This is a genomic window from Pseudomonas sp. V98_8 (assembly GCF_029967975.1).
In the GTDB taxonomy this organism is placed as follows: Bacteria; Pseudomonadota; Gammaproteobacteria; order Pseudomonadales; family Pseudomonadaceae; genus Aquipseudomonas; species Aquipseudomonas umsongensis.
Genome location: NZ_JASCAE010000074.1, coordinates 1 through 11,286, shown reverse-complemented (window position 1 = coordinate 11,286; position 11,286 = coordinate 1). Strand labels below are relative to the sequence as shown.

Below are 11,286 nucleotides of genomic sequence, written 5' to 3'. Positions count from 1 at the left end.
CTCGCCCCGAGCGTCCGGCCCCTCGCTGGGGCTCGGGGTTCCTTCGCTCCGGCATTCATCCGGGGGCATCGCCCTCCGGTTGGCTTCGCTGGCACCTACATGCGATGTGTTCGACCGCGTCGAACGGCGCTGCGCGCCAATCCCCGGATGAACGCCTCCACTCAGCCTTCCGAAGGGGCGGGTGGATCAAAATCAAAAGCAAGCGAGGCGAGCTGACACTCGACCTGCTTTGGCGGAGGTAGCACATCCCCACTGTAGGAACTGCCGAAGGCTGCGATCTTTTGATCTTGGCGCCTGCCAGCCGACCTGACTTTCGCGAATGCACCCAATCCCCTGTAGGAGCGAGCATGCTCGCGAAAAAACTGAGAGCACCGCGGGGTGTCAGGCTCCCCGCGTCATCGTTGACGACCATCGCGAGCATGCTCGCTCCTACAGGCTCTTCAAAGTGACCCGCTGTAAGAGTGGAACCATCAGTCGCCGTTACCTAAATAACGGATATGTACACCAACCCCCAACCCCCAACCCCGCAATCACCCCACCTGATATCCAATCATTCAGTAAAACCACATCCCCCTGCGGTTAACAAAACATAACGTGCCGTCGATTGTCAGCCCTTTAAAAACCTCTATAGGATAAGCCAGCTTCCGAAGGGGCTCTGGATTGCGGGTTTCGAGACTATGCTTGAAACAGGTCATCCCGCGAACACCCCTTACGGCGCCCTGAAAGGTTGAATGACCTAACAATAATAATGGGGGAAGGTCTATGAGTGAGCCTGTCATGGGTGTGGGTATCTGCCGCCCGCCGGCACTGCGCAAATTCGCGTTGCTGGCCACAGCGCTCTCGCTGTTGGGCTCTGTCATGCTGTCGGCACCTGTGCTGGCCGCGGCTGCGCCAGCATCCGACGTCGTTTATTCCGTTGAATCGGCCAAGGCCAGCAAAAGCCTGGTACTCGATGTCGTGCACGCCGGCAAGCGCCTGGTGGCGGTCGGCGATCGCGGCCACATTCTGTATTCCGATGACCAGGGTGCGACCTGGACCCAGGCCAAGGTGCCGACCCGGCAACTGCTGACGTCGGTGTTCTTCGTCGACGACCAGCATGGCTGGGCCGTCGGCCATGACGCGCAGATCCTTGCCAGCGAGGATGGTGGCGTCACCTGGACCAAGCAATTCGAAGATCTGAAACGCGAATCTCCGCTGCTTGACGTCTGGTTCCAGGACGCCAACAGCGGTTTTGCCGTGGGCGCCTACGGTGCGTTGATGGCCACCACCGACGGCGGCAAGAACTGGGAAGACGTCAGCGATCGCCTGGACAACGAAGACCAGTTCCACCTCAACGCCATCGCGGCGGTCAAGGACGCCGGCCTGTTCATCGTTGGCGAGCAGGGCAGCATGTTCCGCTCCGCCGACTGGGGCCAGACCTGGGAAAAACTCGAGGGCCCGTATGAAGGTTCGCTGTTCGGTGTGATCGGAACCGCGCAACCCAACACGTTGTTGGCGTATGGCCTGCGCGGCAATCTCTACCGCTCCACGGATTTTGGCAGCAACTGGGATAAGGTCGAACTCAAGGCTGAACGCGGTGACCTGGAATTCGGCCTGTCCGGCGGTACATTGCTTGACGATGGTTCCATTGTGATCGTCGGCAACGGCGGTTCGGTGATCAGCAGCAGCGACAACGGTGAAACCTTCAGCGTCTTCAACCGTCGGGATCGTATCTCGCTCTCTTCGGTCGTCGCGGCGGGGAACGGCAATCTGATTCTGGCTGGACAGGGCGGCGTTCGCGCCACTTCGCCAAATGGCGCTGAGCTGGGCAAATGAGCCGGGTTAATAATAAGAAGGCGTAGTCATGACATCCTTAAGCACCCATCATCAGGACAAGGCGACGTTTCTTGAGCGCCTGATCTTCAACAATCGCCCGGCAGTGATTTTCATCTGCCTGCTGGTCAGTGTGTTCCTGTTCTGGCAGGCGACGCTGATCCGCCCGTCCACCAGCTTCGAAAAAATGATCCCGCTCGAGCATCCGTTCATCCAGAAGATGATGGAGCACCGTAACGATCTGGCGAACCTGGGCAACACCGTCCGCATTTCCGTGGAAGCCACCGACGGCGACATCTTCTCCAAGGAGTACATGGAGACGTTGCGCCAGATCAACGACGAGGTGTTCTACATCTCCGGTGTTGACCGCTCCGGCCTCAAGTCGTTGTGGAGCCCGAGCGTGCGCTGGACCGAAGTGACGGAGGAAGGCTTTGCTGGCGGTGAAGTGATCCCGCAGAGCTACAACGGCTCCCAGCAAAGCCTCGACCTGTTGCGTAACAACGTGCTCAAGTCCGGGCAAGTCGGGCGGCTGGTAGCCAACGACTTCAAGTCGAGCATCGTCGACATCCCGCTGCTGGAGTCCTACCCGGACCCGCAGGACCAGGGCAAGTTGCTGGCACTGGACTATCGCAAGTTCTCCCACGAGCTGGAAGACAAGATCCGCGACAAGTTCGAGAAACAAAACCTCAACGTGAAGATCCACATTGTCGGTTTCGCCAAGAAAGTTGGCGACCTGATCGACGGCCTGGTGATGGTGGTGATGTTCTTCGGTGTTGCCTTCGTCATCACCTTGATCCTGCTGTACTGGTTCACCAACTGCATGCGCAGCACAGTGGCGGTATTGAGTACCACCCTGGTGGCGGTGGTCTGGCAGTTGGGGTTGATGCACTTCTTCGGCTTCGGGCTCGATCCCTACTCGATGCTGGTCCCGTTCCTGATCTTCGCCATCGGTATTTCCCACGGCGTGCAGAAGATCAACGGCATCGCCCTGCAATCCAGCGAGGCGGAAAACGCCCTGACGGCGGCGCGGCGCACCTTCCGCCAGTTGTTCCTGCCGGGGATGATCGCGATCCTCGCCGATGCAGTGGGCTTCATCACGCTGCTGATCATCGATATCGGTGTGATCCGCGAGCTGGCCATCGGTGCTTCCATCGGTGTGGCCGTGATTGTGTTCACCAACCTGATCCTGTTGCCGGTGGCGATTTCCTACGTAGGTATCAGCAAGCGTGCCGTAGCTCGCAGCAAGAAGGATGCGATCCGCGAGCACCCGTTCTGGCGCCTGTTGTCGAACTTTGCCAGCGCGAAGGTTGCACCGGTTTCGATTTTCCTGGCGCTGGTCGCCTTTGGCGGTGGCCTCTGGTACAGCCAGAACCTGAAGATCGGTGACCTCGACCAGGGCGCGCCGGAATTGCGTCCGGACTCGCGCTACAACAAGGACAACAACTTCATCATCAGCAACTACTCCACCAGTTCCGACGTGTTGGTGGTGATGGTCAAGACCAAGGCCGAAGGCTGCTCACGCTACGAAGCCATGGCGCCGATTGATGAGCTGATGTGGAAGATGCAGAACACCGAGGGCGTGCAGTCGGCGATCTCGCTGGTCACCGTGTCCAAGCAGATGATCAAGGGCATGAACGAGGGCAACCTGAAATGGGAAACCCTGTCGCGTAACCCGGACGTGCTGAACAACTCCATCGCCCGCGCCGATGGCCTGTACAACAACAGTTGCTCATTGGCACCGGTGCTGGTGTTCCTCAACGATCACAAGGCCGAAACCCTGGACCGTGCGGTGCATGCGGTGCAGGAATTCGCCAAGGAACACAACACCGAGAACCTGGAATTCATCCTGGCGGCCGGTAACGCGGGGATCGAGGCGGCCACCAACGAGGTGATCAAGAAGTCCGAACTGACCATCCTGATCCTGGTGTACATCTGCGTCGCGGTCATGTGCATGATCACCTTCCGTTCCTGGGCGGCGACCTTGTGCATCGTGTTGCCGCTGGTGCTGACGTCGGTGTTGGGCAACGCCCTGATGGCCTTCATGGGCATCGGCGTGAAAGTCGCGACCCTGCCGGTGGTGGCGCTCGGGGTGGGGATTGGCGTGGACTACGGCATCTACATCTACAGCCGCCTGGAAAGCTTCCTGCGTGCCGGCCTGCCGTTGCAAGAGGCGTACTACCAGACGCTGAAATCCACCGGCAAGGCCGTGCTGTTCACCGGCTTGTGCCTGGCCATCGGCGTATGCACCTGGATCTTCTCGGCCATCAAGTTCCAGGCTGACATGGGCCTGATGCTGACCTTCATGCTGCTGTGGAACATGTTCGGTGCGTTGTGGCTGCTGCCGGCACTGGCGCGGTTCCTGATCAAGCCGGAAAAGCTGGCGGGGCAGAAGGGTAATTCGCTGTTTGCTCACTGATCCCTGGTTGAAACAAAAAAGCCGCAACCTCAGGGTTGCGGCTTTTTTTTGTGCGTGAAGATCAAAAGATCGCAGCCTGCGGCAGCTCCTACAGGGGAATGATGTACATCTGTAGGAGCTGCCGCAGGCTGCGATCTTTTGATTTTGCTTTACGAGGGATCGGTGCCAAGCACCACATTCAGCGCACTACGCGCATCATCCAGCTGCACCAGCGTTGCATGCCGCGCACCCAGCGCATCGCGGTTTTCGATGGCCGTGAGAATCGCCTTGTGCCGCGGCAACGCCAGCTCATGCAGGTTTGGTCGCTGATTGGAATGCTTCAACGCTTCGGCAATCGCTACCGAGAGCATGTTGCACAGGTTCGCCAGCAAGTCGTTGTGGGTGGCGTCGGCTATACGGCTGTGGAAATCCAGGTCCGGTTGCAGCAAGGCTTCCGGCGTCGGTGCCGCCTCCATGCGCTGGTAGGCTTCACCGATGGCGGCAATGTCCGCATCGGTGGCGAACTGCGCGGCGAGGGCGGCAGCGGCCGGTTCGATGATGCTGCGCACACTGGTCAGCAGGTCGAAAAACTGGTTCTGCGGGCTGCTTTGCATCAGCCAATGCAGGACGTCCGGGTCGAGCATGTGCCATTCCTTGCGCGGCTTGACCACCGTGCCGACCCGCGGACGGGAATACACCAGGCCCTTGGCGACCAAAACACGGGTGGCTTCGCGCAACACCGGCCGGCTGACGGCATACTCCTCACAGAGCAGGGCTTCGGCGGGCAGTTTGTCGTCCGGCAGGAAACGTCCCGAGACGATCTGCATGCCCAGTTCCTGGACGATGCGCGAGTGCATGCTTTTGCGGTCGGAGGGTTTGCGGTAATCCATGGGGAACGGCGCGGTCCTGTGCGATGGCGATGCCGCGCATGATAACAGGCGCGGCACTGTCTTGAAGTGATCGTTCCCACGCAGAGCGTGGAAACGATCAGGGGAGGGCTGCGGAGTCAGTGGGAGTGGCGGGGCACCTCGGCGCCTCGGCAACCGACCAGGAAGTCGAAGTCGCAACCCTGATCCGCCTGCAGGACGTGGTCGATGTACAGCTGGCGATAGCCGCCCACCAACAATTGCTGTGGCGGCTGCAGGTCGGCCATGCGCGCCGCCAGTTCGGCGTCCGGGATGTCCAGGTGCAGTCGACCGCTGGCGCAGTCGAGTTCAATCCAGTCACCTTCCTTCACGGCTGCCAAAGGACCGCCAGCCGCTGCTTCCGGGGCGACGTGCAAGACCACGGTGCCATACGCGGTACCGCTCATGCGCGCATCGGAAATGCGCACCATGTCGGTCACGCCCTGGGCCAGCAGCTTGGCCGGCAAGCCCATGTTGCCGACTTCGGCCATGCCCGGATAACCCTTCGGCCCGCAATTCTTCATGACCAGGATCGAGTTGGCATCAACGTCCAGTTCCGGATCGTTGATTCGCGCCTTGTACATGTCGAAATTCTCGAACACCACGGCTCGCCCGCGATGCTGCATCAATTCGGGTGTGGCGGCGGAGGGCTTGAGCACCGCGCCCAGTGGCGCCAGGTTGCCGCGCAATACGCAGATCCCGCCGTCGGCGCGGATCGGGTTGTCGAGGGTGCGGATGACTTCGTCCTCGCCATAGATCGGCGCGTCCCTGGTGTTTTCGCCGATGGATTTGCCGTTGACGGTCAAGGCATCGGGATTGGGGATCAGGTTGGCTTCGCCAAGGCGGCGTAATACCGCTGGCAAGCCACCGGCATAGTAGAACTCCTCCATCAGGAAGCGCCCGGACGGTTGCAGGTCGACGATGGTCGGCATACCGCGACCCATGCGGGTCCAGTCGTCCAGGTCGAGCTCCACGCCGATGCGGCCGGCGATGGCCTTGAGGTGAATCACGGCGTTGGTCGAACCGCCGATGGCGGCGTTGACCCGGATGGCATTTTCGAAGGCTTCCTTGGTGAGGATCTTCGACAGCTTCAAATCCTCGCGCACCATCTCCACGGCACGCATGCCGGACATGTGCGCCAACACATAACGACGAGCGTCCACGGCGGGAATCGCCGCGTTGTGGGGCAGGGAGGTGCCCAGTGCCTCGGCCATGCAGGCCATGGTCGAGGCGGTGCCCATGGTGTTGCAGGTACCGGCCGAGCGAGACATGCCGCCCTCGGCCGCGAGGAAGTCGTCGAGGGTGATGGTGCCGGCCTTGACCTGTTCGCTCAGTTGCCAGACCACGGTGCCCGAGCCGATGTCCTTGCCTTTGTGCTTGCCATTGAGCATCGGGCCGCCGGTGACGACGATCGCTGGCACGTCGCAACTGGCCGCGCCCATCAGCAATGCCGGGGTGGTCTTGTCGCAGCCGGTCAGCAGTACCACCCCGTCGATCGGGTTGCCGCGAATGGCTTCCTCCACGTCCATGCTCGCCAGGTTGCGGGTCAGCATGGCGGTGGGGCGCAAGTTGGATTCACCGTTGGAGAACACCGGAAATTCCACCGGAAAGCCTCCAGCCTCGATCACTCCGCGCTTTACGTGTTCCGCGATCTGGCGGAAGTGCGCGTTGCACGGGGTCAGTTCCGACCAGGTGTTGCAGATGCCGATGATTGGCTTGCCATGGAACTGGTGATCGGCGATGCCCTGATTCTTCATCCAGCTGCGGTACATGAAGCCGTTCTTGTCGGCGGTGCCAAACCATTGGGCGGAGCGCAGGGTGGGTTTCTTATCAGACATGATCGATTCTCTTATTGTATGACTATATTGTTCGAGCTGAGGCGTAACATAAGCGCAAATTCGTCTGTTTGGAAGTGTTGTTGGATAAATAGTATTACTATATAGTCGTTTTCAGCGGAGGGATGGCCCTGACGGTTAGCCGTGAGAGGCGTCCCCCGAGGTTCTATAAAAACAACAATCGGAGACCGATCTCATGAGCCAGGAATTGCGGCTGATCCGCCGCATCACACTGAAACTGATTCCCTTCCTGATCCTGCTGTACCTGATCGCCTACGTGGATCGCTCCGCAGTGGGCTTCGCCAAACTGCACATGGGCGCCGACATCGGTCTCGGTGATGCGGCGTACGGGTTGGGCGCAGGGCTGTTCTTCATTGGCTATTTCCTCCTGGAAATCCCCAGCAACCTGATGCTTGACCGTTTTGGCGCACGACGCTGGTTCGCCCGGATCATGGTCACCTGGGGCGCCATTACCATCGGCATGGCGTTCGTCCAGGGGCCAAACAGCTTCTACCTGATGCGCTTTTTGCTCGGTGCGGCGGAAGCCGGGTTCTTTCCTGGCGTTCTGTACTACATCACCCAGTGGTTCCCGGTGCGCCATCGCGGCAAGATCCTGGGGTTGTTCATCCTGTCCCAACCCATCGCAATGATGATCACCGGGCCCGTGTCCGGCGGGCTGTTGGGCCTGGATGGCGTTCTTGGCCTGCACGGCTGGCAGTGGCTGTTTATCGTCATCGGCACCCCGGCGATCCTGCTGACCTGGCCGGTACTGCGCTGGTTGCCGGATGGCCCGCAACAGGTGAAGTGGATGGACCAGGCCGAGAAGGACTGGCTGAGCGGCGAACTGCAAAAGGACCTGCAGGCATACGGCCAGACCCGCCACGGCAACCCGCTGCACGCGCTCAAGGACAAACGCGTGTTGCTGCTGGCGCTGTTCTACCTGCCGGTGACCCTCAGCATCTATGGCCTGGGCCTGTGGTTGCCAACCTTGATCAAGCAGTTCGGCGGCAGCGACCTGATGACCGGGTTCGTGTCATCGGTGCCCTATGTCTTCGGGATCGTTGGTCTGCTGATCATCCCGCGCAGCTCCGATCGATTGAATGATCGTTATGGTCACTTGGCGGTGCTGTATGTGTTGGGCGCCATCGGCTTGTTCCTCAGCGCCTGGCTGACGTTTCCGGTATTGCAATTGATGGCGCTGTGCCTGGTGGCGTTCGCACTGTTTTCCTGCACGGCGATTTTCTGGACCTTGCCCGGGCGCTTCTTTGCCGGCGCGAGTGCGGCGGCGGGGATTGCCCTGATCAACTCGGTAGGCAATCTCGGCGGCTACATCGGCCCGTTCGTGATCGGCGCGCTCAAGGAATACACCGGCAACCTGGCGTCGGGGCTGTATTTCCTGTCCTGCGTGATGGTGTTCGGCCTGGTGTTGACCGGTGTGGTGTACCGCCAGTTGGAACGCAAGCATGTGTTGCCGGCCGATCAGTTTGCTGCCAGTGCCCGTGGGGCTACCCGTACCTGACACAGGCCTGATACAGACCTGTAGGAGCTGGCTTGCCAGCGAAGAGGCCCTGTCAGCAGACATCAGTATTGACTGTCAGATCGCCTTCGCTGGCAAGCCAGCTCCTACAGGGTTTGCGGTGTTTTCAAGTAAAAGGAAAAAAATCATGCGTTTGGTTCAGTTCGAATTGAGTAACGGCGAGCGCCGTGTCGGCGTGGTCGAGGGGTCGCAGGTCCTGGAAGTTCGTGAGGCGCGCACGGTTCGCGACCTGGCGCTGGCGGCGATCGAAGCAGGCGTCAATCTGGAGCAACAGGTGCAGAGCCTGGGGCTTGGCATCAGCCACGACTATGCCGAACTGCTGGCGCAATTGCGCATCCTGCCACCGCTGGATCACCCGGATCCGGCGCACATGCTGGTCAGTGGCACCGGCCTGACTCACCTGGGCAGCGCGTCGGCCCGGGACAAGATGCACCAGCAGGTTGGTGACGAAGCCGCGATGACCGATACCATGCGCATCTTCAAATGGGGCGTGGAAGGCGGCAAGCCTGCGGCCGGTCAGGCGGGCGTGCAGCCGGAATGGTTCTACAAGGGCGACGGCAGCATCGTTGTGCGCCCCGGCCAGCCATTCCCGTTGCCACCGTTTGCCGAAGACGCCGGTGAAGAGCCTGAACTCAGCGGCCTTTATGTCATCGGTCACGACGGCAAGCCGTATCGCCTCGGCTTTGCCGTCGGCAACGAGTTTTCCGATCACGTGATGGAGCGCAAGAACTACCTGTACCTGGCCCATTCGAAACTGCGCAGTTGCAGCTACGGTCCGGAGCTGCGGGTCGGCGAGCTGCCGCAACACCTGGCCGGCACCAGTCGCATCCTGCGCGACGGCCAGGTGCTGTGGCAGAACGAGTTCCTCAGTGGCGAGGCCAACATGTGCCACAGCCTGGCGAACCTTGAATTCCACCATTTCAAGTACAGCCAGTTCCTGCGTCCAGGGGACGTGCACATTCACTTCTTCGGTACCGCGACCCTGTCCTTCGCTGACGGCATTCGCCCACAACCGGGCGACGTGTTCGAGATCAGCCAGGGCGAGTTCGGCGCGCCGTTGATCAATGGCATCGTTGCTGTCGATGCGGCGTTCGAACCCGGCACTGTCGGCACTCTTTGAGGAATTTCCCCATGCTTCGAATTCTTGGCCACAACTACATCGGCGGCCAGCGCAGTGCGCTGGGCAGCGTCAAATTGCACAGTGTCGACGCCGAGACAGGCGAGGCGTTGCCCCACGATTTCACCCAGGCCACGCCGCAAGAAGTCGATGCCGCCGCCAAGGCTGCCGCGCAGGCGTATTCGGCTTATCGCAATCTGAGCGCGGAGCGTCGCGCAGAATTTCTCGATGCCATCGCCAACGAACTGGATGCGCTGGGCGATGAGTTTGTCAGCCTGGTGTGCCGCGAAACGGCATTGCCGGCCGCACGGATCATCGGTGAGCGTGGCCGCACCAGCGGGCAGATGCGCTTGTTCGCCAGTGTGCTACGGCGGGGCGATTTCTACGGGGCGCGGATCGATCAGGCGCTGCCTGAGCGCCAGCCCTTGCCACGTCCCGACCTGCGCCAATACCGTATCGCTCTCGGCCCCGTTGCTGTGTTCGGGGCCAGCAACTTTCCCTTGGCGTTTTCCACCGCCGGTGGCGACACGGCATCGGCCCTGGCTGCCGGTTGCCCGGTAGTGTTCAAGGCCCACAGCGGCCACATGGCCACGGCCGAGCAGGTGGCCGATGCGATCATCCGTGCGGCAGAAAAAACCGCGATGCCGGCCGGCGTGTTCAACATGATCTACGGCGGCGGAGTCGGTGAAGCGCTGGTCAAGCACCCGGCCATCCAGGCGGTGGGCTTTACCGGTTCGCTCGCGGGTGGACGGGCGCTGTGCGACATGGCAGCGGCACGCCCACAACCGATCCCGGTGTTCGCCGAGATGTCGAGCATCAATCCGGTGATCGTGCTGCCCCAGGCACTGCAAGTGCGCATGGACACCATCGCCCGCGGCCTGTCGGCTTCGGTGGTGCAAGGCTGCGGTCAGTTTTGCACCAATCCTGGCCTGGTGATGGGTATCCGTTCGCCGCAGTTCACCGCTTTCCTCCAGTCACTGGCGGACATGATGGCCGATCAACCGGCGCAGACCATGCTCAACGTCGGCACGCTGGGCAGCTATGCACGGGGCGTGCAAAAGCTCCTTGACCACCCCGGTATCGAACACCTGGCGGGTAAACCGCAACAAGGGCGTCAGGCGCAACCGCAATTGTTCAAGGCCGATGTGAGCTTGCTGATCGAGGCTGATGAAGTGCTGCAAGCGGAAGTCTTCGGCCCGACCACAGTAGTAGTCGAAGTGGCGGATCAGGCGCAACTGAGCGCCGCGTTGAACGGTCTGCATGGTCAATTGACCGCGACGATCATCGGTGAGCAGGCCGATTTCGAACAGTTCAGCGAACTGACGGGGTTGCTGGAGCAGAAAGTCGGGCGAATCCTGCTCAATGGTTATCCAACCGGCGTGGAGGTCTGCGATTCGATGGTGCACGGCGGGCCGTATCCCGCGACCTCGGATGCGCGCGGCACGTCGGTAGGGACCTTGGCCATCGACCGTTTCCTGCGCCCGGTGTGTTTCCAGAACTACCCCGACAGCCTGCTGCCGGATGCGTTGAAAAACAGCAACCCACTGCGCATTCAACGCCTGGTGGATGGCAAGCCGACTCGCGACGCCCTTTGACGGTTACACACCCCCCCCTGTGGGAGCGGGCTTGCTCGCGAAGGCGGTGTATCAGTCGGCACTTGGATTGACTGATACACCGCCTTCGCG

General features: G+C 61.0%; 7 protein-coding genes and 1 pseudogene. 5 read left to right on the top strand and 3 right to left on the bottom strand.

Going from position 1 to position 11,286, the window contains the following annotated elements; translation table 11 throughout:
• Window positions 1-334 precede the first annotated feature (334 nt).
• Window positions 335-421: pseudogene (locus tag QLG10_RS29645) on the bottom strand (outer membrane lipoprotein carrier protein LolA); the annotation flags it as partial.
• A 341-nt stretch (window positions 422-762) separates the two neighbouring features.
• Here QLG10_RS29645 and QLG10_RS22670 point away from each other — a divergent pair.
• Together QLG10_RS22670 and QLG10_RS22665 are read left to right on the top strand one after the other, a co-directional pair.
• Entirely contained in the window at window positions 763-1,815 is a 1,053-nt protein-coding gene (locus QLG10_RS22670; RefSeq protein WP_110752134.1) for a YCF48-related protein, read from the top strand.
• Window positions 1,816-1,843: 28 nt separating this feature from the next.
• Window positions 1,844-4,228 (top strand): RND family transporter, encoded by a 2,385-nt coding sequence (locus QLG10_RS22665; RefSeq protein WP_282488067.1) that lies wholly within the window; start codon window positions 1,844-1,846, stop codon window positions 4,226-4,228.
• A 149-nt stretch (window positions 4,229-4,377) separates the two neighbouring features.
• Here QLG10_RS22665 and QLG10_RS22660 read toward each other — a convergent pair whose 3' ends face one another.
• Window positions 4,378-5,097, bottom strand: a complete 720-nt coding sequence (locus QLG10_RS22660; RefSeq protein ID WP_110752136.1) for a FadR/GntR family transcriptional regulator — start codon at window positions 5,095-5,097, stop codon at window positions 4,378-4,380.
• Between the two features lie 116 nt (window positions 5,098-5,213).
• Complete coding sequence (locus QLG10_RS22655; RefSeq protein WP_110752138.1) at window positions 5,214-6,950, bottom strand: IlvD/Edd family dehydratase; 1,737 nt, start codon at window positions 6,948-6,950, stop codon at window positions 5,214-5,216.
• A 193-nt stretch (window positions 6,951-7,143) separates the two neighbouring features.
• Between QLG10_RS22655 and QLG10_RS22650 the strand changes: the two genes are divergently transcribed.
• The 3 genes from QLG10_RS22650 (at window position 7,144) to QLG10_RS22640 (ending at window position 11,196) form a co-directional block, all read left to right on the top strand.
• Window positions 7,144-8,466 (top strand): MFS transporter, encoded by a 1,323-nt coding sequence (locus QLG10_RS22650; RefSeq protein ID WP_188264774.1) that lies wholly within the window; start codon window positions 7,144-7,146, stop codon window positions 8,464-8,466.
• A 145-nt stretch (window positions 8,467-8,611) separates the two neighbouring features.
• Entirely contained in the window at window positions 8,612-9,604 is a 993-nt protein-coding gene (gene araD1 / locus QLG10_RS22645; protein WP_110752142.1) for an AraD1 family protein, read from the top strand.
• An 11-nt stretch (window positions 9,605-9,615) separates the two neighbouring features.
• Complete coding sequence (locus QLG10_RS22640) at window positions 9,616-11,196, top strand: aldehyde dehydrogenase (NADP(+)) (protein ID WP_282488066.1); 1,581 nt, start codon at window positions 9,616-9,618, stop codon at window positions 11,194-11,196.
• Window positions 11,197-11,286: the final 90 nt, after the last annotated feature.

What these genes read in the sequence shown, in the direction of transcription:
- QLG10_RS22670 (WP_110752134.1), top strand. Translation starts at nt 763, where the DNA reads ATGAGTGAGCCTGTCATGGGTGTGGGTATCTGCCGCCCGCCGGCACTG.
- QLG10_RS22665 (WP_282488067.1), top strand. Translation starts at nt 1,844, where the DNA reads ATGACATCCTTAAGCACCCATCATCAGGACAAGGCGACGTTTCTTGAG.
- QLG10_RS22660 (WP_110752136.1), bottom strand. Translation starts at nt 5,097, where the DNA reads ATGGATTACCGCAAACCCTCCGACCGCAAAAGCATGCACTCGCGCATC.
- QLG10_RS22655 (WP_110752138.1), bottom strand. Translation starts at nt 6,950, where the DNA reads ATGTCTGATAAGAAACCCACCCTGCGCTCCGCCCAATGGTTTGGCACC.
- QLG10_RS22650 (WP_188264774.1), top strand. Translation starts at nt 7,144, where the DNA reads ATGAGCCAGGAATTGCGGCTGATCCGCCGCATCACACTGAAACTGATT.
- araD1 (WP_110752142.1), top strand. Translation starts at nt 8,612, where the DNA reads ATGCGTTTGGTTCAGTTCGAATTGAGTAACGGCGAGCGCCGTGTCGGC.
- QLG10_RS22640 (WP_282488066.1), top strand. Translation starts at nt 9,616, where the DNA reads ATGCTTCGAATTCTTGGCCACAACTACATCGGCGGCCAGCGCAGTGCG.